The sequence below is a fragment of the Serratia sp. CY29653 genome (genome assembly GCF_052169255.1).
In the GTDB taxonomy this organism is placed as follows: Bacteria; Pseudomonadota; Gammaproteobacteria; order Enterobacterales; family Enterobacteriaceae; genus Serratia; species Serratia sarumanii.
This window is the reverse complement of sequence record NZ_JBJNLC010000004.1, coordinates 28,666-51,516: the sequence shown is the minus strand read 5'-3', so window position 1 is coordinate 51,516 and position 22,851 is coordinate 28,666. Positions and strand designations below refer to the sequence as shown.

Here is a 22,851-nt window from a genome sequence, read left to right as displayed (position 1 = left end):
GTTGCTGGCCTACTGTCCTGGTTGTTCCAGAGCTTTTAAATACTCGTAAATAGCCACCTGGGCACGCACTTTGCGGCGGTTGCCGCGCGGCACGAACTGGTTGCTCAGTTCTTTATCCACATAACGGGCCTTGACCGTATCGCTGAACAGGATCTCCAGAATGTCCAGAACGCGCTGTTTCAGCGCCGGATCCAGCAGCGATACCGCCACTTCGATACGGTAATCTATGTTGCGGGTCATCCAGTCGGCGGAGGACAGATACACCCGTTTGTCACCTTTATTGTCGAAAACGTAAACCCGGTCGTGCTCTAAAAAGCGATCGACGATGCTGATCACCTGAATATTGTCGCTGATCCCCGGCAGGTTGGGAATCAGGGAACACATGCCCCGCACCAGCAGGCGGATCTTCACGCCGGCGCCGGACGCGGTATATAACCGATCTACCAGCCCTTTATCCACCAGATTATTTATTTTCAACATAATGCCGGCCTGTTCCCCGGCCTGGGCGTTGGCGATTTCGTTGTCGATCAGCTCATACAGCTTCAGGCGCGAGTTCTGCGGCGACACCATCAGGTTGTCGAAGGTGACCGGCCGGTAGGGGTTCTCGATAAAGTTGAATACCCGGCGCACCTCGTTGGTGATGCGTGAGTCGGCGGTCAACAGCGAATAGTCGGTGTAGATGCGCGCGGTTTTTTCGTTAAAGTTGCCGGTACCGATATGAGCATAGCGCACAATTTCATCGCCTTCACGGCGCGAAATCAGGAACAGCTTGGCGTGGATTTTCAGGCCCGGCGCTGAGAAGATCACGTGTACGCCGGCCTCGGTCAGGCGCTTCGCCCAATGAATGTTGGCTTCTTCGTCGAAGCGCGCCTGCAGCTCGACCACCACAGTGACTTTTTTGCCGTTGTGCGCGGCGTGGATCATCGATTCGATGATGCGTGAATCTTTCGCCACCCGGTAGATGTTGATCTTGATAGCCAACACGCTCGGATCGAACGACGCCTGGCGCAGCAGCTCCAGCACGTGCTCGAAGGTGTGGTACGGATAGTAGAGCAGCACGTCTTTTTCGCGAATGGCGTCGAAGCCGTTGCGGAAACCGTCGAACCAGATGTGGCGCAGGCGCGGCAGCGGCTTGTTGACCAGGTTGGCCTTGCCAACGTTCGGGAAACTGATGAAATCTTTGAAGTTGTGGTAGCGGCCGCCAGCGATCACCGAATCGTAGTTGGAGATGCCCAGTTTGCCGCGCAGCAGTTCCACCATTTCGTTCGGCATGTCGCGCTGATACACGAAGCGCACCGGCTCGGCGGTCAGGCGCTGTTTCAGGCTGGAGGACATCAGTTCCAGCAGGCTGGATTCCATTTCGGTCACCAGATCGTACTCCGCGTCGCGGGTCATTTTCATCGAGTAGGCGTTGAGCGCGTCGTAGTCGAAGAAGCCCTTGAAGATATCGTCCAGGCAGTAGCGCAGAATGTTGTCCAGCAGGATCATCGGCTTGCGGCGGCGCGGCGCTTCCGGCGGCAGATTGACGAAGCGCGGCACCTTGTCGGACGGGATCTCCAGCAGCGCATAGTCGATGCGCGCGCCGCGGATGATCTCCACCGCCAGATAGGTGTAATCGTCTTTCAGGAACTGCACCAGATTGGTGTCGTGATTGATCAGGATCGGCGTGATGTGCTGGCGCAGATGCTGTTTGAAATATTGCCGCAGCCAGATTTGCTGGTTCTCGGACACCTGGCGTTCGTTGATCAGGAAGATCTGGTTACGCGCCATTTCCAGCAGCAGATCGTTGTACAGGCCGTCGAACTCCTGATCGGTTTTCAGCACCTTGGCCTGGATCTTTTTCAGCAGGTGGCGCGAGGCGCCGGCGGAGCCTTGCTCTTCGCTGATCAGGATGCGCCGTTTGAGATCGGCGAAGCGGACTTTATAGAATTCGTCGAGGTTGTTGGAGTAAATGCCCAGAAAACGCATACGTTCAATCAGGGGATTGCTCTTATCTGCGGCTTCCTGCAACACGCGTTCATTAAAGGATAACCAGCTTAGTTCTTTTTCGATGTAGAGCTTTTCCTGACCCATTGCCACTCCAGTTCAAATTTAGAATAGGATCCGGGACGCAGCGCCCGGATGCCGCTCTAGTGTCCTTGATCATTATTGCGAGAGATTGACAGGAAAGTCCAACATATCCATTGCGTTGGCGCGCGGCATTTTTCGGCGGCAATAAATTTTCGCCGAGGCGGGACGCCCGGCAGTGAAGTGAGTAGCATGAAATGACGATTAGCAGGCTCATTTTTGGTGATATTAAGCGTGTTTACGTTCATTTTTCAGCAATATACCGACGCCATATTGTCTGTTTGCAGTGTAAAAAACCTGGGCAAAGCAGGGTAACTTTGTCATGCAAACGTCATAAAACTGACATAAGATGCCCGGTTATCTTACGGCGCAAGCCCGATTACATCAGCGACAGCGAGACACATGACACAGACGACGGCCAATCAACATCCCCGAGATCGCATGCGCGGGCGCATCGACCGCGGCGTGCAGGCGGCAGTGACCGCCAGCGGGCTGATGGTGCTGATGACGTTGATGCTGATCTTCGTTTATCTGCTGTTTGCGGTGCTGCCGCTGTTCAAACCGGCCTCGCTCGGCCAGGCGCAGCCGCTGCCGATCGCGGCGTCGGCCCCGGCGCTGGCGCTGGGCATGGACGTGCAGCAGCGCGTCGGTTACCGCATCGACGCGCAGGGCACGGGGCAATTTTATCGCCTGACGCCGACCCCGAACGGCCAGCCCCAGGCGCCGCTGGCGCAGCAGACGCTGTTGGCCAAGCCGGCGCTGCTCGCGCAGGCCGCCGGAGAGCGCGATCTGTTTGCGCTGGCGCAGGCCGACGGCCGCTTGGTGGTGGCGCGCGCGGATTTCGCGACGGTGGAGACCGGCCGGCCGCAGTGGCTGTTCCCGCTCGGGCAGCAGCCGTTGGCGCTGGATCCACAGCGCAAGCCGCTGAAACTGATGACGCTGGCGGATGCGCATCGCGGGCAGTATCTGCTGGCCGGGGTGACCGACGATCGGCGCCTGGTGTTCGGCCGTTTCAGCCCCGACCGGCCGCCGCAGTTCAGCGAGCGCCCGCTGGAACATGATGCTGAGCAACTGGTGCTGACGCCGGATGGCCGCCAGCTTTACCTGCTGACCGGCAACCGGCTGGCGCGTTATCAGATCGACGGCGCGCAGCTGCAGCTGCGTGAAACGCGTACCCTTGGCGAACATGCCCCGTATCAGATGACGGCGCTGCCCGGCGGCAGCGCGCTGCTGATCAAGGGCGCCGACGGCAATCTGCGCGAGTGGTTTGAGGTGGAAAAAGATCGGCGCTGGCGCCTGACGCCAGTGCAGCATTTCGACCACGGCGCCGACGGGCGGGAGCTGACGGTGGCCGAGCCTTACCGCCGGGTGTTCGCCACTCTGCGGCCCGACGGCGGTTTTTCGCTGTTCTCCGCCATTCAGCCGCAGCCGCTGCTGAATGCCCGCTTGGGCGCCGAGGTGCGGCAGATGGCGTTCGCGCCGCGCGGCGATGGCCTGCTGCTGGAGAGCGCGCAGGGCTGGCAGCGCTATGCGCTCGACAATCCGTATCCGGATGTCACCTGGCGTTCGCTGTGGGGCAAGGTGTGGTATGAGAACTACCCGCAGCCGGCCTACGTCTGGCAATCCACCTCCGGCGAAGACAGTTATCAACCGAAATTCAGCCTGATGCCGGTGATCTTCGGCACCTTCAAGGCGGCGGCTTACGCGATGCTGTTCGCCATTCCCCTGGCGCTGGCCGGCGCTATCTATACCGCTTATTTTATGACGCCGGGGCTGCGGCGGGTGATCAAACCGGCTATCGAAGTGATGGGCGCGTTGCCGACGGTGGTGATCGGGCTGGTGGCCGGCATTTGGCTGGCGCCGATCATCGAGCAATACCTGTTGGCGGTGCTGGCGTTGCCGCTGCTGCTGGCGGCGGCGGTGCTGCTGTGCGGCGCATTGACCCACCGCTTTATGCCGCGCTGCCGGCCGGGTGTCGATCTGCTGTTGCTGTTGCCGCTGCTGGCGTTGACGGTGTGGCTGGCGCTCAGCCTGGGGCCGCGGCTGGAGGTGGCGCTGTTCGGTGAGCCGCTGCATTTCTGGCTGGGGGATAATTACGACCAGCGCAATGCGCTGGTGGTGGGCGTGGCGATGGGCTTCGCGCTGGTGCCGATCATCTTCTCGCTGGCGGAGGATGCGCTGTTCAGCGTGCCGGCTACCCTGAGCCAGGGCTCTTTGGCGCTGGGTGCCACCCAATGGCAGACGGTGATCAAGGTGGTGCTGCCTTCCGCCAGCGCCGGGATTTTCTCCGCGCTGATGATCGGCTTTGGCCGCGCGGTGGGGGAAACCATGATCGTGCTGATGGCCACCGGCAATACGCCAATTATCGACGGCAGCCTGTTCCAGGGGCTGCGAGCGCTGGCGGCCAATATCGCCATCGAAATGCCGGAGGCGGTCTCCGGCAGCAGCCATTACCGCGTGCTGTTCCTGACCGCATTGGTGCTGTTTATCTTCACCTTCGTGTTCAACACGCTGGCGGAGGCGGTGCGCCTGCGGCTGCGCAAGCGCTACACGCTGAATCAGGAGGCGCCATGAAGAACTGGGTGAAGAGCGGATCGCCGTGGATTTGGCTGACCGCCGGTTCGGTCGCCGTCAGCCTGTTGGCGCTGATCGGCATTCTGTTGCTGTTGGCCGGGCAGGGGATGCGCTATTTCTGGCCGAGCCCGGTTTATCAGTTCGAGCTGAATCAGAACGGCGCTGGGCCGGTGACGGTGATCGGCGAGCTGTACCAGCAGCAAAGCATTTCGCGCCGCCAGCTGACGGAGGCGGGTGTGACGCTGCCGGGCGAGGCGCAAAGCGTCGAACGCTATCTGATCAAGGTCGGTAACCGCGAGCGCGAGGGGCAGGATTTCCGCACGCTGCTGGCCAGCGACATCGGCAGCCAAAGCACGCCGCGCAGCCTGCTGGTGCTGGAGCGCGACAGCCACGGTACCGCCTACGGCTATCTGGCGGGGCTACTGGAGGATGGGCAACCGCTGACCGGCCGCAATCTGGGGCAGGCGTTGCAGCAGCGGCTGCCGCAAATCGCCGCGCTCTCGCGCCAGGCGCACGACATTCAATTTCGCGATATGGCGCGCATCAATCAGCAGTTTGACGCGCTGCGGCTGCGGGAAAAGCGCCTGCAGCGCGACGATAAGCTGGACGCCCGCGCGCAGGACGCCATCAAGGCCGAGCGGCTGGAGCTGCAGCGGCAATACCAGCTGCTGTCCGAACGCCTGGCTGGGCTGAACCGCGATCGCCAGCGCGATGCGCTGCTGCTGCGCGACATGCACGGCCAGACGTTGACCATTCCGCTCAGCCAGGTGCGCGATGCCTGGTACCCGAACGCCATGAACACCAGCGAGAAGCTGGCGCACTGGGGCGAGCAGGTGAAGAAGTTCCTCACCGACAGCCCGCGCGAGGCGAATACCGAAGGCGGGGTGTTCCCGGCCATTTTCGGCACGGTGTTGATGGTGATCCTGATGTCGATCGTGGTGATGCCGTTTGGCGTGATCGCGGCGGTGTATCTGCACGAGTATGCCGGCAACAATCTGCTGACGCGGGTGATTCGCATCGCGGTGGTCAACCTGGCCGGCGTGCCCTCGATCGTCTACGGCGTCTTCGGCCTCGGCTTTTTCGTTTATATGATAGGCGGCACGCTCGACCAGCTGTTCTATCCTGAATCCTTGCCCAACCCGACCTTCGGCACGCCCGGCGTGCTGTGGGCGGCGCTGACGCTGGCGCTGCTGACGCTGCCGGTGGTGATCGTTGCCACCGAGGAAGGGCTGTCGCGCATTCCCACCTCGCTGCGGCAGGGCTCGATGGCGCTGGGCGCCAGCCGGGCCGAGACGCTGTGGCGCATCGTGCTGCCGATGGCGGCGCCGGCGATGATGACCGGCCTGATTCTGGCGGTGGCGCGCGCCGCCGGGGAGACCGCGCCGCTGATGCTGGTGGGGGTAGTGAAATCGGTGCCGGTGCTGCCGGTGGACGAGATTTTCCCGTATCTGCACCTGGAACGGAAGTTTATGCATTTGAGCTTCCAGATCTACGATATGGCATTCCAGAGCCCGAGCGTAGAGGCGGCGCGGCCGCTGGTGTTCGCCACCGCCTTCCTGCTGGTGACGATCGTGGTGAGTTTGAATCTGGCGGCGATGGGTATCCGCCATTCGCTGAGGGAGCGGTACCGAGCATGGTCGCAGTAACAATGACGCTATTTTTGGGGAGTGCGTAATGGGTTTGATGACGCCAGGCAGTTTGCCCCGGCTGGATGTCCAGCATCTCGACGATGAACAGACCGCGCTGGCGGTCAACGAACTGAACCTGTTTTATGGTGACAAACAGGTGCTGCACGACATTTCGCTGCGCATTCCGAAGCACCGGGTGACGGCCCTGATCGGCCCTTCGGGCTGCGGCAAATCGACGCTGCTGCGCTGTTTCAACCGCATGAACGATCTGGTGGACAACTGCCGCATCGAGGGCGATCTGCAGCTGAACGGCGCGACGATCTCCGGCGCGCAGATCGACGTGGCGGCGCTGCGGCGGCGGGTGGGCATGGTGTTCCAGCGGCCGAACCCGTTCCCGAAATCGATCTATGAAAATGTGGTGTACGGCCTGCGGCTGCAGGGCGTGCGCGACCGGCGCTTGCTGGATGAAGCGGTGGAGCGTTCGCTGCGCGCCGCCGCGCTGTGGCATGAGGTGAAGGATCGGCTGCGTGAAAATGCGTTCCGCTTGTCCAGCGGCCAGCAGCAGCGCCTGGTGATCGCGCGCGCCATCGCCATCGAGCCGGAAGTGTTGCTGCTCGACGAGCCGACCTCGGCGCTGGATCCGATCTCCACGCTGACCATCGAGGAGCTGATTTCCGCGCTGAAACAGCGTTACAGCGTGGTGCTGGTGACGCACAACATGCAGCAGGCAGCGCGCGTCTCCGACTACACCGCTTTTATTCATCAGGGGCGGCTGGTGGAGTACAACGATACCGACGCCATCTTCACCTCGCCGCGCCAGCGCCGCACCGAAGATTATATTACCGGGCGGTATGGGTGAGGGCGTTAGCGGCGTAAACCGGTGGATTTGCGCCGCTCATTGAAGATAAAGTCCAGCAGATATGGCTCGGTATCGCAATAAAAATCCTTTCATAATTATTTTCCCTACATTATTCATGCTATATAGAGGGTTCTCGCTAAAAATCTGGCTCTTGGTGAGTTTTTAATTCGTCATTTTCACCTTTTATCTTTTTTGAATTTTCTCGATGAGTTAATAACTGTCTATAAAAGGGAATTATAAGCATGAATATTGATGAGGTTTATATCAAAGAATTATCTCTCCAGTTATTACCCCTACTGATCTCTGGAGTGGCATGGTGGTTTTTACGTTGGTTAAAGGGATATGATTCCCAGCGACGTTGCCAGTTTGATAGGGTCAGCGATGTAAAACGCTTGTCCGTCCTGTCGCGCATTCAGAAATTGCGGGATGCGCCGCAGAGTGGCATGACGTTGCTGCAAATTAAAGCGCTATATGAAAGTATTGGGATCCGCCTGCCGGTATGGGTGGCGCATCAACTGATGGATTATCTGGGCCGTGCGCCAGTGACATTGAGTGACCTTGCGCTAAATTGCTTCCTGCGCCGTACTTCGCTTACCGCTAGCAAAGATCAAGAAAACAAAGTATTTTCCCTCGATGTCAACCAGTTGTGTAAGCAGCGCTTTTTTGTGCTGATATTCTTTTTCGTCAGTGCGTTGGCTATCGCCTACGGTGTCTATACCAGCGTGCTTCCGTTGGGGGTAAGCGAAGCTACTGCCAGTAATCTATTTTTGTTTTCATTCTTCTTTTTCGCCTATTTGTTCTTGGCGTTGTTCGTCGTAGCTTGGTCGATTAATGAATGGGGATCTCTGCAGCACGCCAAGGCTTTCTGGCTGAAGTGGCAGCCCCACCTGTGTCAAAACGAAGCGGAGTATCAGGCGCGTTGTCGGCTTGAGCGGAACGTTACGGAACAAGAGAAGGCGCCTGATACCGCTTTAGCAACCGTTGCCGATTTGTCTCCCACTGAAAGGCCACTGCGTGGATGGCTGATGCGTAGGCTGGGCAAGAAAGATAATTAACCTCTAAGCGCCATACCATCACATGGCTCTTAACGCGTTTTATCGGCGAGTCGCAACACCACCCCCACCAGCAGCAACGCAGCGCCCGAGGCGTAGAGTGGGAACCAGCGCGTCCACCAGAGCGGGGAAAACAGCGGGGCGCTATTGGGATCTGCAGGCGTGTAGCCGCTATAGGTATTTAGGCCGGCGGTTATGGCGAACATGACCAGACCGATAAAAAGCAGCAGGTTTGAGATGGTCGTCATTATATTTTCCTTTGTAGAGGTAGAGGGTAACTCTTACTATCAATATGAATTATTGTTCGATTAATTATCTCGGGAAATATTATTTATTTCCGCATTCATCAGACTATTTCCTGACGATAAAATAGCATGCCTTAATACTAGCCACTTATTTCCCAATAAAAAACCCGCCTGCGCGGGTTTTCTCTTTTTCTTGCTGACCGTCACTTCACCAGCGGCTTATCATTGGGCGTTTTGAACTTCGCCAGGTATTGCGGCTGGAAGATGCACATGCGCAGCACGGTGCGGTATTCGCCGTTGACGAAGAACTCGTCGATCAGCTCGCCTTCCACGTTGAAGCCCAGCTTGCTGTAGATGTGGATCGCCTTCGGGTTCTCTTTGTCGACGATCAGGTACAGCTTGTACAGGTTCAACACCGAGAAGCCGTAGTCCATCGCCAGGCGGGCGGCGGTGCTGGCATAGCCTTTGCCCTGGTGGGCGGGATCGATGATGATCTGGAACTCTGCGCGGCGGTGGATGTGATCGATCTCCACCAGCTCCACCAGGCCGACCTTGGCGCCTTCGTGCTCGATGATAAAGCGGCGCTCGCTCTGATCGTGGATGTGTTTGTCGTAGAGATCGGAAAGCTCGACAAAGGCTTCGTAAGGTTCTTCAAACCAATAGCGCATAACGCTGGCGTTGTTGTCCATCTGGTGGACGAACGACAGATCGTCCCGTTCCAATGGGCGTAACCTGACGCTGGCAGTGCTGGACATGTGGGCTCCTCTGTGCCGTGAAATTGTGCAAAGTATAACTTCACAGAATGGATGAAGGCGAAAAAAAAACGGCGCCGCGTGGGCGCCGTTTAGGCAAGGTTCAGGCTGCGCGCATCAGTCGGCGGCGTGGCCCTGCTCAGGCAGGCGTTCGCCGTCCAGCCAGGCGGCGCCATCGCGCATCGCCAGGCGGCCGTCGACGAACCAGCTCACCACCAGCGGATAGATCGTGTGTTCCTGGGTTTGCACCCGTTCAACCACGTCATCCTCTTCGTCGTCAGCGAAAATCGGCACCTTGGCCTGCAAAATCACCGGGCCGCCGTCGAGCTGCTCGGTCACGAAGTGCACCGAGGTGCCGTGTTCGCTGTCGCCGTTGTCGATGGCCTGACGGTGGGTATGCAGCCCGGGGTATTTCGGCAGCAGGGAAGGGTGGATGTTCAGCATGCGGCCGGCATAACGCTGCACGAACTGCGGGCTGAGGATGCGCATGTAGCCGGCCAGCACCACCAGATCGGGCTGGTACTGGTCGATGGCGTCCGCCAACGCGGCGTCGAACGCCGTGCGATCGGCGTAGGCCTTGGCATCCAGCGCCTGGGTGGCGATGTCCGCCGCCTCGGCGCGCTGCAGGCCGTAAGCCTGCGCCTTGTTGCTGAACACCGCCACGATCTCGGCGGCGATGCGGCCCTGCTGGCAGGCGTCAATCAGCGCCTGGAGATTGCTCCCCTGGCCGGAGACCAACACCACGATCTTTTTCATCAGTTGATGACCACTTGTTGTTCGTCGGAAGAGGCGGTCAGTTTACCGATTTTCCACGCTTTTTCACCTGCCGCGGTCAGCAGCGCGATGGCCGCTTCCACTTCGGCTTCCGGCAGGGCGATGACCATGCCTACGCCGCAGTTGAAGGTGCGGTACATTTCATGGCGGCTGACGTTGCCGGCCTGCTGCAGCCAGGTGAACACCGCCGGCCACTGCCAGCTGGCTTCGTCGATCACCGCCTGCATGCCTTCCGGCAGCACGCGTGGAATGTTTTCCCAGAAGCCGCCGCCGGTGAGGTGAGCGATGGCGTGTACGTCCGCCTTCTCGATCAGCTCCAGCACGGACTTCACGTAAATCTTGGTCGGCGCCAGCAGGTGGTCGGCCAGCGGTTTGCCTTCCAGCTGGGTGGCGGTCGGATCGGTGTTGCTCACTTCCAGGATTTTGCGCACCAGCGAGTAGCCGTTGGAGTGCGGGCCGGAAGCGCCCAGGGCGATCAGCGCGTCGCCGGACTGCACTTTGCTGCCGTCGATGATCTCGGATTTTTCGACCACGCCGACGCAGAAACCGGCCACGTCGTAATCTTCGCCGTGGTACATGCCCGGCATTTCAGCGGTTTCGCCGCCCACCAGCGCACAGCCGGACTGTTTGCAGCCTTCGGCGATGCCGGTGATCACGCTGGCCGCGGTGTCCACATCCAGCTTGCCAGTCGCGTAGTAGTCGAGGAAGAACAGCGGCTCGGCGCCCTGAACCACCAGATCGTTGACGCACATCGCCACCAGATCGATGCCGATGGTGTCGTGGCGTTTCAGATCCATCGCCAGACGCAGCTTGGTGCCCACGCCGTCGGTACCGGAAACCAGCACCGGCTCGCGGTATTTCTGCGGCAACGCACACAGGGCGCCAAACCCGCCCAGACCGCCCATCACTTCCGGGCGACGGGTCTGTTTAACTACACCTTTGATGCGGTCTACCAATGCGTTGCCAGCATCGATATCGACACCTGCGTCTTTATAGCTGAGAGAGGTTTTGTCGGTCACTGCGCGATTCCCCACGACGGTTTGCGGTTTGAAAACTGTGCTTCCGATGTTGATTCCGGAATAAGGCGCGGCAATTCTAACAGCGCAGGCAAACGTTTGCGAGCGGCTTGTGAACCGGCTCCGCTTTTTCGTCATCTATACTGATATTCAAACTTTTGTTGATCCCGATCGGGCTATTGTGGGTGGCGCGGTGAAAAAAAGGAGGTATAATCCCGCGATTTTTTTGGCCGCAACCACCTTAATAGGAGAAAAATGATGAAGATCGTTGAGGTGAAACACCCGCTGGTAAAACACAAGCTTGGCCTGATGCGCGAAAATGACATCAGCACCAAACGCTTCCGTGAGCTGGCCTCAGAAGTGGGTAGTTTACTGACCTATGAAGCGACCGCCGATCTGGAGACGGAAAAAGTCACCATCGAAGGCTGGTGCGGGCCAGTTGAAGTGGATCAGATCAAAGGGAAAAAGATTACCGTAGTGCCGATCCTGCGCGCAGGCCTGGGCATGATGGAAGGGGTGCTGGAGCATGTGCCGAGCGCGCGCATCAGCGTGGTGGGCGTATACCGCGACGAAGAAACCCTGGAGCCGGTGCCGTACTTCCAGAAGCTGGTTTCCAACATCGAAGAGCGCATGGCGCTGGTCGTCGACCCGATGCTGGCCACCGGCGGTTCGATGATCGCCACTATCGATCTGCTGAAGAAAGCCGGCTGCCACAGCATCAAGGTGCTGGTTCTGGTGGCGGCGCCGGAAGGCATTGCCGCGCTGGAGAAAGCGCACCCGGACGTTGAGCTGTACACCGCCTCCATCGATCAGTGCCTGAACGACAAGGGCTACATCGTGCCTGGCCTGGGCGATGCGGGCGACAAGATATTTGGTACCAAGTAAACATTTGAGCCGACTTAACGAGTCGGCTTTTTTTTGACTAAAACCTATAAAACCAATAAACCGAGGAAAAGCACACATGACCCGTCGCGCCATCGGCGTCAGCGAGCGCCCGCCGCTGCTCCAGACCATTCCGCTCAGCTTCCAGCACCTGTTCGCCATGTTCGGCGCCACCGTGCTGGTGCCTATTCTGTTCAAGATCAACCCGGCGACCGTGCTGCTGTTCAACGGCATTGGCACGCTGCTGTATCTGTTCATCTGTAAAGGCAAGATCCCGGCCTACCTCGGTTCCAGCTTCGCGTTTATCTCGCCGGTGCTGCTGCTGTTGCCGCTCGGTTACGAAGTGGCGTTGGGCGGTTTCATCATGTGCGGCGTGCTGTTCTGCCTGGTGGCGCTGATCGTGAAAAAGGCCGGCACCGGCTGGCTGGACGTGATGTTCCCGCCGGCGGCGATGGGGGCGATCGTCGCCGTCATCGGGCTGGAGTTGGCGGGCGTGGCGGCCAACATGGCGGGGCTGCTGCCGGCGGAAGGCACCAGCGCTGATTCGACCACCATCACCATTTCGCTGGTGACGCTGGCGGTCACGGTGCTCGGCTCGGTGCTGTTCCGCGGCTTCCTGGCGATTATCCCGATCCTGATCGGCGTGCTGGTGGGTTATGCGCTGTCGTTCTTCATGGGCGTGGTGGATTTGACTCCGATTCGCGAGGCGCACTGGTTCGCGCTGCCGACCTTCTACACTCCGCGCTTTGAGTGGTTCGCCATCTTCACCATTCTGCCGGCGGCGCTGGTGGTGATCGCCGAGCACGTCGGCCATCTGGTGGTGACCGCCAACATCGTGAAGAAAGATCTGATCCGCGATCCCGGGCTGCACCGCTCGATGTTCGCCAACGGTATCTCGACGGTGTTCTCCGGCTTCTTCGGCTCTACGCCGAACACCACCTACGGTGAGAACATCGGCGTGATGGCCATCACCAAGGTCTACAGCACCTGGGTGATCGGCGGCGCGGCGGTGTTGGCGATCCTGCTGTCCTGCATTGGTAAGCTGGCGGCGGCGATCCAGGCGGTGCCGGTGCCGGTGATGGGCGGCGTTTCCCTGCTGCTGTACGGCGTGATCGGCGCCTCGGGCATTCGCGTGCTGATCGAGTCCAAAGTGGATTACAACAAAGCGCAAAACCTGATTTTGACCTCGGTGATCCTGATCATCGGCGTGAGCGGCGCCAAGGTGCATATCGGTGCGGCGGAGCTGAAAGGCATGGCGCTGGCGACCATCGTGGGTATCGGCCTGAGCCTGCTGTTCAAGGTCATCAGCCTGTTCCGCAAGGAAGAAGAGGTGCTCGACGCGCCGGACGAACCGGCGAAGCAGAAGTAACGAAAAGGGCAGCCCAGGGGCTGCCCTTTTTACTCGTATTTCTGCCTTTACATCCGTTGGGATAAAGTAGCTGATAGCATTAACAACATCGATTAAAAGGAAAAGGATATGGAGTACTACGGATATATTTTGCTCAAATTTGTTATTGGCTTTGTCATTGTTATCACCCACTTGAACCTGTCCGGAAAGACCCAGCTATCGCAAATGACCCCTGTGGATTTTATCGGCAACTTTGTGCTCGGGGGCATTATTGGGGGCGTTATCTATAGCGACAGCATCCCCTTGTACCAGTATGTCGTTGTACTGCTTATCGGTGTAGGACTAATTTCTCTGTTGAATGCAATCAGTAAACACTGCAACTTCTTTCGTTCGGTCACTATCGGCAACCCGATACCAATTATAAAAAACGGCCGCTTTTTAATGGAAAATATTTTGGCCAAGAAAAATAAAATCGATATCTTGAACGTTTCCTCACAGCTGCATGCGCAGGGGATTCACGCTTTTCAAGAGATTGTCTATGCGCAAATTGAGCCGGGCGGTCAGATCACCGCGGTATGTGAGGGAAATGAGCTGCCTTCGATTATCATTATGAAAAATGGCAGGGCCAGGCCTTATGAGCTGCAGGAGATTAATAAAGATGAGGAGTGGTTGAGCCAAACTATCCGTGAACACGGTATAGAGCCGAAAGATATTTTTATTGCTGAGTTTTGGGACGGGAGAACTGCGTTCATTCTTAATGACGGACGCATGGTCAAATAGTGAAAAAGGGGGAGCCTCAGCCCCCCCGATATCATATTAGCTGCGAATTTTGCGGTACACGAACAGCACCACGATGGCGCCGATAACCGCTACCACGAAGCTGCCGAAGTTGAAGCCGTCAACCTTGCCGTAGCCGAAGAAGGTGCTGATATAGCCGCCGACCACGGCGCCGATGATCCCCAGCACGATGGTCAGGATAAAGCCGCCGCCGTCTTTGCCGGGCATGATCCACTTAGCCAAAATACCGGCGATCAGGCCGAAGATAATCCAGGAAATAATCCCCATTTACTGCTCCTTACTTTATTGCTGAGTATGCTTATTGCTGGGTGGCCGGCTGCGTATCGCCGTTTACCGCCGCATCGGTCTCTTGTTTCAACTCTTGCGCTTTGTTTTCGGCGCTGCTCTTGATGGCTTCGGTCTTGGCCTTGGCCTGCTCGGTCAGATCGTTGGCGCCGTTGATGGCGTCGTTCTTGATGGCTTTAGCCTGATCCACCAACTGCTGGCTCTGTTTGCCTGCGTCGTCTTTGATCGCGGCGGCTTTGGCCTTGGCGTCGTTGGTGATGGCGTCCGCCTGTTTGGCGGCTTCATCTTTAATCGCCGAGGCTTTGTCTTTCAGCTGGTCAGCCTGGGTGGCGGCCTCTTTTTTGATTTCATCCGCCGTTGCTTTCGCCTTGTCCGTCAGATCGTCCGCTTTTTTCTGGGCGGCGTCTTTCATCTGCTCGGCACTGTCTTTGGCTTTATCCAGGTTGGCGTCAACCTTGGATGAGTCATCACAGCCGGCAACCAACAACCCGATAAAGGAGGCCAACAGCACTTTATTCCATACTTTCATCGTCTATATCCTTGCAGAAACCTTGTTGATGGTGATTGCATTTAGCCTACCTATACTAGGTCAGATTTTACTTAAATTACAAATTTAACCTGCGCAGGCATGGAGTTAGGGAATGATATCGGACAATTCTTGCCTTGGCGGACACCGCAGCCGATCAAGCGGCGCTTAGGCATTGCTCACTATTGCGGCATAAGATCCTGCCGGTTCAACAGCGCCCGTTTTCTGTGTTAAACTGCCCACGTTTTTCTGCCAGTTTTGGTTGAGGTGCTTCTCTGAATACGCCGGCACAGCTTTCACTGCCACTTTATCTTCCCGATGATGAAACTTTCGCCAGTTTTTATCCGGGCGAGAACCCATCCCTATTAGCCGCGATCCAATCCGCCGTCCGTCAGGAACATGGCAGCTATATCTATTTTTGGTCGCGTGAAGGCGGCGGGCGCAGCCATCTGCTGCATGCGGCCTGTGCCGAGCTTTCGCAAAAGGGCGAGGCGGTGGGCTATGTGCCGCTCGACAAGCGCGCCTACTTCGTGCCTGAAGTGTTGGACGGAATGGAGCAGCTGGCGCTGGTCTGCATCGACAATATTGAATGCATCGCCGGCGACGAAGAGTGGGAGATGGCGATCTTCAACCTCTACAACCGCATTCTGGAAACCGGCCGCACCCGTTTGTTCATCACCGGAGATCGCCCACCGCGCCAGCTGAACCTGCGTTTGCCGGATCTGGCTTCGCGCCTGGACTGGGGGCAGATCTACAAGCTGCAGCCGCTGTCGGACGAAGAGAAACTGCTGGCGCTGCAGCTGCGCGGCAAACTGCGCGGCTTCGAGCTGCCGGAAGACGTGGGCCGCTTCCTGTTGAAACGGCTGGATCGCGAGATGCGCACGCTGTTTATGACCCTCGATCAACTCGATCGCGCCTCGATCACCGCCCAGCGCAAGCTGACCATCCCGTTCGTTAAAGAGATCCTGGGGCTGTAGCGAGCCGTCAAACCTGTTTTTCTGCATGTTCCAGCAGGGAGCTGTAGTGCTCAACCTGCTGGCGTTGCCGATCGCTTCGCAGTTGCAAAGCGAGATTGATATGTTCCAGACACTGCGCATTGTCTGCAAGCCGTGGGTCGATTTTCCCTTGTTGCGCCAACCAGGCCGCCACGTCAGCCCAGCGCCATAACGGTGAGGTGCCGCCGAGCCGTTGAATGGGGGAAGGGAAGCCGCCGGGGCCGCGAGTCCCGTCTTTTAGCATCGCGATCGCCTGACGCGACAGTTCAGTGAGCTCGGCAATATCGCTTAATCCCACCAGGCTGGAGTCTACCGATATCACCTTGGCGCCAATATTTGCAGACTCAATATCACTGATGGCGCTGCAAATCGCGTGCGCAAAGTTATCGCTTTCTCGATCGAACTCCAGGTAGACGGTTTTACCGTAGAAACAGATCAGCGCGTCATCGCATCCCGCTGCATGCAGCGCATCCTCCAACCCGGTGGTATCCGCGGTCACTCCATCTAGCGTCAATGAGAAATGAAAGAGCGTCATGGTGATTCTCCGGTTATTTTTTCTGCGACAGCGCCAGGCAGTGATCGACTTTGCGCCGAATCTGTTTGGCATGTACCTCTGGATTTTTCGGCGTGCTCCAGATGCTCATCATATGTTCTTGATGTCCGGCAAAGGCGCAATGCAGTCGTCCAAATGCGTGCCCTTTGCTGGGGCGAAAATGCCACCCCTGAGAAAGGGCGTAAGCTAATGCCGCCTGGATATGCTTGTCTGGGTGTTTTTTCATCGCTCGTCCAGTGATGCGATTAGGGTAGTGGGGGTGTTGACGGTTGTCAACGCCTGTCTTGCCGTGAGGCTCGGCATTTGTGCAGCATAGCAACAGGAGAAGTTGAGGATGATGAAAAGTATTTATATAACAAACAATTAAAAATAGCCCTGTTCAGGGCTATTGGTATGTTACGGCTCAATAAGAGGCGGGTTGACCGTTTACAAAATCTCCAGCACCTGCTCCGGTGGCCGGCCGATGCGCGCCTTGCTGCCTTTCACCACGATCGGGCGTTCGATCAGTTTCGGGTTCGCCGTCATCGCCGCCAGCAGCTGTTCTTCGCTCAGGCTGTCGTCCGCCAGCTTCAATTCCTTGTACAGGTCTTCTTTCTTGCGCATCAGATCGCGCGCCGATGTGAAGCCCAGTTCCTTCAACAGCTTTTTCAGCTCATCGGCCGACGGGGGCGTTTCAAGGTACAGCACCACCTTGGGATCGACGCCGTGCTGTTCCAGCAGCGCCAGGGTTTCACGGCTCTTGGAGCAGCGCGGGTTATGGTAAATCGTGACGTTTTTCATGGCGTTCATTCCTTGTTGCATCAGCTGCGCTGGTATTGGCGGAAGCGCTGTTGCAGTTGGCGCAGCTGGTCGATGCGCGCATCGTAGCGCGCCTGTTTCAGGCTGCCGAGTTTTTGCAGCGAGCTGGCATTGCTGAGCAGGCCGATGGCCTGATCGAGCCGGCCGGTCAGCGCCAGGCTTTCGGCGCGGGCCGACAGTTCTTCATCGCGCAGCCCTTGGGCGGCGCTGGCCTGCGCCAGCAGATCCCAGCCGTTCGGATCGTCCGGATGGGCAAAGGTGTAGCGGTTCAGGATCTTCGAGGCCTGCGCCGGCTGGTTGCCTTCGACATAGGCGTTGGCCAGGTTGAGCTGCAGCACCGGGTTGTTGCTCTGGGCGGCGTTGGCCGCCTGCAGCCGGGCGATGGCCTGCGGCGCGCGTTTCTGGCCGAGATCGATGTCGGTCATCAGGTCGATCAGCCAGACGTTTTTCGCATCCTGCGCCAGCATCGGCTGAATGATGTTGCGCGCGTCGTCGTATTTTTTCGCTTCATAGAACAGGATGGCGCGGCCGTATTTGGCGGCCGCCTGTTCGCGCACATTGCCCTTGCTGAGCGAGCCGAGCAGCTCTTCGTTCAGGCCATAGCCTTCCGAGCTGTACATGCCCAGTGCGCGCACCTTGGCCATCAGGTAATCCTGCGAAGACTGCACGATGTGTTTCGGCATCTGGTTGGCGCGGTTGCGCGCGTCGGAAAGGCGGCTGTCCGGCAACGGGTGCGTCAGCAGCATTTCCGGCGGTTTAGAGGCGTAGCGTGACTGATCCGAGAGCTTCTGCAGGAAGTCGGGCATCGCTTCCGGATCGAATCCGGCGCGCTGCAGCACCTGAATGCCGATGCGGTCGGCTTCCTGTTCGTTCGACTGGGTAAAGCTGATCATGCCCTGCTGGGTGCCGGCCAGGGTGCCGCTCAGCGCCGCCATGCCCATGGTCGGGTTGGCCATCGCCAGCAGGATGGAGCCGAGTGCCCCCACCCAGGTCAGCGGGGCGTTGCGCTGCTGATCTTCCATTGCGCGCGCCAGGTGGCGCTGGGTGACGTGCGAGATTTCGTGTGCCAGCACCGAAGCCAGCTGGCTTTCGTTGTCGCTGACGCGCAGCAGCGCGGAGTGCAGCACCACGTTGCCGCCGAAGAAGGCGAAGGCGTTGATCTCGTCGTTGCGCACCAGATAGAAATGGAACGGCGTGCGCACCGAATAGGCGCTGGCCACCAGCCGGTTGCCCAACTGGTTGATGTACTGGCTCAGCAGCGGATCATTGATCAGCGGGGCGCTGGCGCGCAGTTGGCGCACGTAGAAATCGCCCATCGCCAGCTCTTGTCCGATGCTCAGGGTGCCGCCGGCGGAGGTGCCCATATCCGGCAACTGATCCTGGCTTTCCGCCTGTGCTGGCGCCAGGGCGGTGGCGTTCAGCGTGCCGAGCAGCAGCACCGCTAACGCGGTTTTGGTCAACCGGTTGGTCATAGTCAGGCGTTTCCCTTAAATAATCATTTCTAAGACGTCAGCAGCAGACAAGAGTTCTTTATTCCCGCGGCGCAATCCGCGCGAAAGTGCGGCGGCTCACAAACCGCGGCGGCGGCACCCATCACATCATAGTCAGCCGCAGGCGACAAGGAAACGTTAGCCGGGCGCGGATCGGGCAAAAAAGTTTTATTTTTCATTTTGAAGGGCGTTTTTTCGTCGCTGGCGGCATGCATTTCGAATAAAACACGGATCAACTTTGTCCGTGTTTTATTGACAAGAGAAACGCAGACTCATATAGTCTGCGTTATTGAAGATTCATTGATGGTCGAAAACGGACACATGGCGTACATCACAACCAGCGTTGAATATGGCATCCACTGCCTGCTGTGGCTGGTCGGCGATAACCAGCGCGCGCTCAGCAGCCGCGAACTCGCCGAGCTGCAAGGCATCTCCCCCAGCTTTCTGGCCAAGATTTTCCCCAAGCTGGAAAAGGCAGGGATCGTCGCCGCCAGTGAAGGGGTGCGCGGCGGTTATCGTCTGGCGCGCCCGGCGGACGAGATCAGCTTCCTGGAGATCATCGACGCCATTGAAGGGCACAAGCCGCTGTTCGATTGCCAGGAGGTGCGCGGGCGCTGTGCGGTGTTCGACGATTCCCCGCCGGATTGGGCGGTTTCCGGCAAATGTGCCATCCACGCGGTGATGCTGCAGGCGGAGAAAGCGATGCGCGACGCGCTGGCGGCGCAGACCCTCGGCGCCGTCGCGGCCCGCTTTGGCCGCAAGGCGCCGCAGGGCTTCTTCGGTGAGGTCAACCTCTGGCTCGACGAGCGCATGACGGAACGCACCGCGCGCAGCGGAAAAACGGCGCGCGCCAAGACCTAACCACCGCCTTTCCTTAAAGCGAAACACACTTTTCCCGCCTCTTCGGAAGGGGCGGGCGGGCCTTCTGCACCCTGTTACGGGAGCGGAACGGCATCGTTCATCCGAAAACTTGCGGGCAGCCTTATCGCCCGGTTAACCCTGTATGAAGGAGTCATCCCATGACGCAGAAAATAGTGATTGCCGGTTCCGGTTTTGCCGGTTTTTGGGCCGCCGTGTCCGCCATGCGCGCCATTAACATCGCCGGTAAGCATGACGATATCGAGGTGCTCATGGTCTCGCCGACGCCCACGGTCACCATCCGGCCGCGCCTGTATGAAGCGGTGCTGGAAAACATGAACCCGGACATTTCCGCGCAGCTCGCCGCCGTCGGCGTGCGCCACCTGGCCGGGACGGTAGAACGCATCGACGCCGCCGCCAAAACGCTCACGGTGGCGCAGGCGACGGGGGGATCCCTTGAACTGGTCTACGACCGCCTGGTGTGGGCCACCGGCAGTCGGCTCTCCGTGCCTGCGGTGCCGGGCTTTGCCGAATACGGTTTCAACGTCGATACGCTGGAAAGCGCGCAGCGTTTGGATGCCCATATCAAAGCGCTGGTGGCCAAACCCTCGACGCCGGCGCGCAACACCGCCGTGGTGGTGGGTGCGGGGCTGACCGGGCTGGAGAGCGCGGCGGAGATGCCGCAGCGGCTGCGGGATGTGCTGGGCAAAGACGAGAACGTGCGCGTGGTGATCGTCGATAGCGCCCCGGAAGTGGGCGCCGGGATGGGGGCGGAGCCGGGGGCGGTGATACGCCAGGCGCTGGCGGAGTGCGGCGTGGAAGCGCGGGCCGGTCTGCGCGTCTCGGCCATCGACGCCGAGGGGGTGATGCTGTCGAACGGTGAGCGCATCGCCGCCAACACGGTGATCCTGGCGGCGGGCGTGCGGGCGCATCCGCTGACCGAGCAGATCCCCGGCGAGCGCGACGGCAGCGGCCGGGTGATCGGCGACGCCTTCCTGCGCGCGCCGGCGGCGGCGGGCATTTTCGTGACCGGCGATACGGTGAAGGCGGCGACCGACGATCTCGGCAACCACAACCTGATGACCTGCCAGCATGCGATGAGCCTTGGCCGCGTGGCCGGCCACAATGCGGCGGCGGAGCTGGCGGGATTGCCGACGCACCCGTACAGCCAGCCGAAGTATGTGACCTGTCTGGATCTGGGGCCCTGGGGCGCGCTGTATACCGAAGGCTGGGATCGCCAGGTGCGTTTTACCCGTCAGGAAGGCAAAAAGATTAAGCAGGAGATCAATACGCAGTGGATTTATCCACCGGCGGCGGATCGCGAGGCGCTGTTCGCCGTAGCCAATCCGGATTTCGTGATTGTGCCTTAAAGAAGTCAAAACGGGAGCGGCAACGCTCCCGTCGTCATTTTCCCAGCGGCAGGAATGAACGCTCCGGCACTACGGTTTTCATCACCAGGGTGGAGCTCAGGCGCTGCACGCCCGGCAGAGCGGAGAGTTTCTCGTCGTAAAGCTGTTGAAAGGCGGGCAGATCGCGGGCGATCACGTGCAGCAGGTAGTCGGGATCGCCGAACAGCCGCTGCGCCTGCACCACCTGGGGAATGTCCATCATGGCGTTTTCGAAAGTTTCAACGGCGCGGCGATCGCCTTCGCGCATGGTGACGAACACCAGGGCGGAAAAGTTATAGCCCAGGCTGCCGGAATCGAGCTGGGCGCGGTAACCTCTGATCACCCCGGATTCCTCTAACGTCCGCACCCGGCGGTGGCAGGGGGATACGCTCAACCCGATCCGCTCGGCCAGCTCGGTCACCGACAAACGGCCGTCGGCCTGCAGTTCAGCAAGAATCTTGCGATCAATCTTATCCATTTAGAAGAATTTCCCCTCTTATGCCGATTTCAGGCAAGTAATTGAAAGCACATTTTAATCCCTTGAGGATATTCTTGCCATCTGTTGAACGGTTTTGACGGCCGCCGCGGCAGGCGGGGCCGTTCTTCTTCCACGAGGAAAGCGCAATGGTTCTCTGTTCAGTGTGGCGCAGCGCGTTTGAGAGGGCGGCGGTATGACGCTCGCTCTGTTCGCCGCTTTTTGGGCGGTGTCTATTTTGTTGGTGATCACGCCGGGTATGGATTGGGCCTATGTGATCTCGGCGGGCATTCGCGGCCGGGTGGTGGTGCCCGCCGTCGCCGGTTTATTGTTTGGCCATTTGTTGATGATTGCGATCGTGGTGGCGGGCGTCGGCGCGCTGCTGGTCGGCAACCCGCTGGCGCTGACGGCGCTTACCTTGCTGGGAGCGGCTTACCTCTTGTGGATCGGTTGCAACATGCTGCTGCACCCGCCGCTGCCCGGCGCCGGTGAAGATCAGCGTTCCGATTCCTGGCTGCGCTGGGCCGGCAAGGGCGTGTGCGTCAGCGGCCTGAACCCCAAGGTGTTTCTGCTGTTTTTGGCGCTGCTGCCGCAGTTTACCGACGCCCGGGCCGAATGGTCGGTGCCGATGCAGATGCTGGCGTTGGGCGTCGTGCATTTGATCAGCTGCGGCCTGGTGTATCTGCTGGTGGGATTCGGATCGCAGTCGGTACTGCGCACGCGCCCACAGGCCGCGAAGGTGGTGGGGCGCATCTCCGGCGCGGCGATGATCGTCATCGCCCTCGGGCTGCTGGCCGAGCAGGCGCTGAAATAGCGCCTGGTCAGCGAAAACACCTATCGTCGGTAGATGTCCGGCCGGGCGATCTGCCAGACAAAGTCGGGGCGGTTGATGGCGCTATAGCCCACTTTTTCATAGAGCCAGGGGGCGGTGCTGGTGACCAGCATGACTCGCCGCAGCGTCGCCATCAGCGGATGGGCCTGGCAGCATTCCGCCAGCCACAGACCCAGCCCGCTTTTTTGGTACGTTTCCAGCACGTACACGTCGCACAGATAGCCGAAAGTGGCGTAATCGGTAACCAGCCGGGCGAAACCGATCTGCCTGGCGCCGTGATACAAACCGAAGCACAGGCTGTGGGCGAGGGACTGGCGGACGGTCTCTTTATCAATGCCTTCCGCCCATGACGAACGGGTCAGAAATGCATGGATGGCATCGAGATCCAGCAGAGCGGGATCGGTGCTGACGAGATAGTCCGCCCGCTGCCACTCCCGTGGGGCAGGGGTTGTCATGAGGGGGCTTCTCCTGTTGTCTGTTCGTTCGTTGTTAAGTGCCTGTACGCAGGGTGAGGCCGTTTATCGACGGTGTAAGGCGAGATAACCATGCACGGCACCGGGATCGATAGCTGGCGGATTGGTTTTGATAATACGAGATGTCGCCATGACTTTTAGAGAAGGAAGGAAAATAATTACGCTTGATTGCGTAAATAATAA

At 59.0% G+C, this 22,851-nt stretch carries 24 protein-coding genes; 11 read left to right on the top strand and 13 right to left on the bottom strand.

Annotation, left to right across the window (positions count from 1 at the left end; all coding sequences use genetic code 11):
- Positions 1-9: 9 nt before the first annotated feature.
- Positions 10-2,073, bottom strand: a complete 2,064-nt coding sequence (gene ppk1, locus ACJ8HN_RS18440; protein ID WP_442523796.1) for a polyphosphate kinase 1 — start codon at positions 2,071-2,073, stop codon at positions 10-12.
- 396 nt (positions 2,074-2,469) lie between these two features.
- On the opposite strand from ppk1, the gene ACJ8HN_RS18435 reads away from it, so the two are divergent.
- The 4 genes from ACJ8HN_RS18435 to ACJ8HN_RS18420 all read left to right on the top strand — a co-directional run bounded on the left by ACJ8HN_RS18435 (position 2,470) and on the right by ACJ8HN_RS18420 (position 8,183).
- Positions 2,470-4,641, top strand: a complete 2,172-nt coding sequence (locus ACJ8HN_RS18435; protein WP_442523795.1) for an ABC transporter permease subunit — start codon at positions 2,470-2,472, stop codon at positions 4,639-4,641.
- On the top strand, positions 4,638-6,287 hold the full coding sequence (pstA, locus tag ACJ8HN_RS18430; protein WP_442523794.1) for a phosphate ABC transporter permease PstA: 1,650 nt from the start codon (positions 4,638-4,640) through the stop codon (positions 6,285-6,287). Before ACJ8HN_RS18435 ends, pstA begins: the two co-directional genes overlap by 4 nt.
- A gap of 28 nt (positions 6,288-6,315) precedes the next feature.
- Positions 6,316-7,128 carry a phosphate ABC transporter ATP-binding protein PstB gene (gene pstB / locus ACJ8HN_RS18425; protein ID WP_060439458.1) on the top strand — a complete coding sequence of 271 codons (813 nt, stop codon included), beginning with the start codon at positions 6,316-6,318 and terminating at the stop codon, positions 7,126-7,128.
- 242 nt (positions 7,129-7,370) lie between these two features.
- Positions 7,371-8,183 (top strand): hypothetical protein, encoded by an 813-nt coding sequence (locus tag ACJ8HN_RS18420; protein ID WP_442523793.1) that lies wholly within the window; start codon positions 7,371-7,373, stop codon positions 8,181-8,183.
- A gap of 29 nt (positions 8,184-8,212) precedes the next feature.
- Here ACJ8HN_RS18420 and ACJ8HN_RS18415 read toward each other — a convergent pair whose 3' ends face one another.
- The 4 genes from ACJ8HN_RS18415 to purM all read right to left on the bottom strand — a co-directional run bounded on the left by ACJ8HN_RS18415 (position 8,213) and on the right by purM (position 10,970).
- Positions 8,213-8,428 carry a hypothetical protein gene (locus ACJ8HN_RS18415; protein ID WP_442523792.1) on the bottom strand — a complete coding sequence of 72 codons (216 nt, stop codon included), beginning with the start codon at positions 8,426-8,428 and terminating at the stop codon, positions 8,213-8,215.
- A gap of 200 nt (positions 8,429-8,628) precedes the next feature.
- A complete protein-coding gene (speG, locus tag ACJ8HN_RS18410; RefSeq protein ID WP_004941631.1) occupies positions 8,629-9,180 on the bottom strand; it encodes a spermidine N1-acetyltransferase in 552 nt (183 codons plus the stop codon).
- Positions 9,181-9,294: 114 nt separating this feature from the next.
- Positions 9,295-9,933, bottom strand: coding sequence for a phosphoribosylglycinamide formyltransferase (purN, locus tag ACJ8HN_RS18405; protein ID WP_442523791.1), 639 nt, complete (start codon positions 9,931-9,933; stop codon positions 9,295-9,297).
- On the bottom strand, positions 9,933-10,970 hold the full coding sequence (purM, locus tag ACJ8HN_RS18400; RefSeq protein ID WP_025303843.1) for a phosphoribosylformylglycinamidine cyclo-ligase: 1,038 nt from the start codon (positions 10,968-10,970) through the stop codon (positions 9,933-9,935). The genes purN and purM overlap by 1 nt, the downstream gene beginning before the upstream one ends.
- A 255-nt stretch (positions 10,971-11,225) precedes the next feature.
- Here purM and upp point away from each other — a divergent pair, with 255 nt between their 5' ends.
- From upp to ACJ8HN_RS18385, 3 genes are all read left to right on the top strand, one after another.
- Positions 11,226-11,852 carry a uracil phosphoribosyltransferase gene (upp, locus tag ACJ8HN_RS18395; protein WP_004941642.1) on the top strand — a complete coding sequence of 209 codons (627 nt, stop codon included), beginning with the start codon at positions 11,226-11,228 and terminating at the stop codon, positions 11,850-11,852.
- A 76-nt stretch (positions 11,853-11,928) separates the two neighbouring features.
- On the top strand, positions 11,929-13,218 hold the full coding sequence (gene uraA, locus ACJ8HN_RS18390) for a uracil permease (protein ID WP_033635515.1): 1,290 nt from the start codon (positions 11,929-11,931) through the stop codon (positions 13,216-13,218).
- Positions 13,219-13,326: 108 nt separating this feature from the next.
- Positions 13,327-13,977, top strand: coding sequence for a DUF421 domain-containing protein (locus tag ACJ8HN_RS18385; protein WP_033648818.1), 651 nt, complete (start codon positions 13,327-13,329; stop codon positions 13,975-13,977).
- Positions 13,978-14,013: 36 nt separating this feature from the next.
- Here the strand turns inward: ACJ8HN_RS18385 and ACJ8HN_RS18380 are convergent, their stop codons facing one another.
- Positions 14,014-14,262 (bottom strand): GlsB/YeaQ/YmgE family stress response membrane protein, encoded by a 249-nt coding sequence (locus ACJ8HN_RS18380; RefSeq protein ID WP_033635514.1) that lies wholly within the window; start codon positions 14,260-14,262, stop codon positions 14,014-14,016.
- 31 nt (positions 14,263-14,293) lie between these two features.
- Positions 14,294-14,809: a hypothetical protein gene (locus tag ACJ8HN_RS18375; protein WP_033635512.1), complete on the bottom strand. Its 516-nt coding sequence runs from the start codon at positions 14,807-14,809 to the stop codon at positions 14,294-14,296.
- Positions 14,810-15,081: 272 nt separating this feature from the next.
- Here ACJ8HN_RS18375 and hda point away from each other — a divergent pair, with 272 nt between their 5' ends.
- Positions 15,082-15,783: a DnaA inactivator Hda gene (hda, locus tag ACJ8HN_RS18370; RefSeq protein ID WP_025159568.1), complete on the top strand. Its 702-nt coding sequence runs from the start codon at positions 15,082-15,084 to the stop codon at positions 15,781-15,783.
- A gap of 7 nt (positions 15,784-15,790) precedes the next feature.
- Here the strand turns inward: hda and ACJ8HN_RS18365 are convergent, their stop codons facing one another.
- The 4 genes from ACJ8HN_RS18365 to ACJ8HN_RS18350 all read right to left on the bottom strand — a co-directional run bounded on the left by ACJ8HN_RS18365 (position 15,791) and on the right by ACJ8HN_RS18350 (position 18,624).
- Positions 15,791-16,336 (bottom strand): helix-turn-helix transcriptional regulator, encoded by a 546-nt coding sequence (locus ACJ8HN_RS18365; protein ID WP_041036242.1) that lies wholly within the window; start codon positions 16,334-16,336, stop codon positions 15,791-15,793.
- A 13-nt stretch (positions 16,337-16,349) separates the two neighbouring features.
- A complete protein-coding gene (locus tag ACJ8HN_RS18360; protein WP_033644019.1) occupies positions 16,350-16,580 on the bottom strand; it encodes a hypothetical protein in 231 nt (76 codons plus the stop codon).
- A 200-nt stretch (positions 16,581-16,780) separates the two neighbouring features.
- A complete protein-coding gene (arsC, locus tag ACJ8HN_RS18355; protein ID WP_033648817.1) occupies positions 16,781-17,134 on the bottom strand; it encodes an arsenate reductase (glutaredoxin) in 354 nt (117 codons plus the stop codon).
- Positions 17,135-17,154: 20 nt separating this feature from the next.
- Positions 17,155-18,624, bottom strand: a complete 1,470-nt coding sequence (locus ACJ8HN_RS18350; RefSeq protein WP_033635508.1) for a beta-barrel assembly-enhancing protease — start codon at positions 18,622-18,624, stop codon at positions 17,155-17,157.
- 339 nt (positions 18,625-18,963) lie between these two features.
- Here ACJ8HN_RS18350 and ACJ8HN_RS18345 point away from each other — a divergent pair, with 339 nt between their 5' ends.
- Both ACJ8HN_RS18345 and ACJ8HN_RS18340 read left to right on the top strand, forming a co-directional pair.
- The gene (locus ACJ8HN_RS18345; protein WP_004941666.1) at positions 18,964-19,503 is read left to right on the top strand and encodes an RrF2 family transcriptional regulator; all 540 of its coding nucleotides are present in this window, start codon (positions 18,964-18,966) and stop codon (positions 19,501-19,503) included.
- A gap of 158 nt (positions 19,504-19,661) precedes the next feature.
- Positions 19,662-20,870, top strand: coding sequence for an NAD(P)/FAD-dependent oxidoreductase (locus ACJ8HN_RS18340; protein ID WP_442523790.1), 1,209 nt, complete (start codon positions 19,662-19,664; stop codon positions 20,868-20,870).
- 34 nt (positions 20,871-20,904) lie between these two features.
- On the opposite strand, the gene ACJ8HN_RS18335 is transcribed toward ACJ8HN_RS18340, so the two are convergent.
- The gene (locus ACJ8HN_RS18335; RefSeq protein ID WP_442523789.1) at positions 20,905-21,366 is read right to left on the bottom strand and encodes an Lrp/AsnC family transcriptional regulator; all 462 of its coding nucleotides are present in this window, start codon (positions 21,364-21,366) and stop codon (positions 20,905-20,907) included.
- A 193-nt stretch (positions 21,367-21,559) separates the two neighbouring features.
- Here ACJ8HN_RS18335 and ACJ8HN_RS18330 point away from each other — a divergent pair, with 193 nt between their 5' ends.
- Complete coding sequence (locus ACJ8HN_RS18330) at positions 21,560-22,177, top strand: LysE family translocator (RefSeq protein ID WP_103830193.1); 618 nt, start codon at positions 21,560-21,562, stop codon at positions 22,175-22,177.
- A gap of 20 nt (positions 22,178-22,197) precedes the next feature.
- On the opposite strand, the gene ACJ8HN_RS18325 is transcribed toward ACJ8HN_RS18330, so the two are convergent.
- Positions 22,198-22,650: a GNAT family N-acetyltransferase gene (locus ACJ8HN_RS18325; RefSeq protein WP_033635504.1), complete on the bottom strand. Its 453-nt coding sequence runs from the start codon at positions 22,648-22,650 to the stop codon at positions 22,198-22,200.
- Positions 22,651-22,851 lie beyond the last annotated feature (201 nt).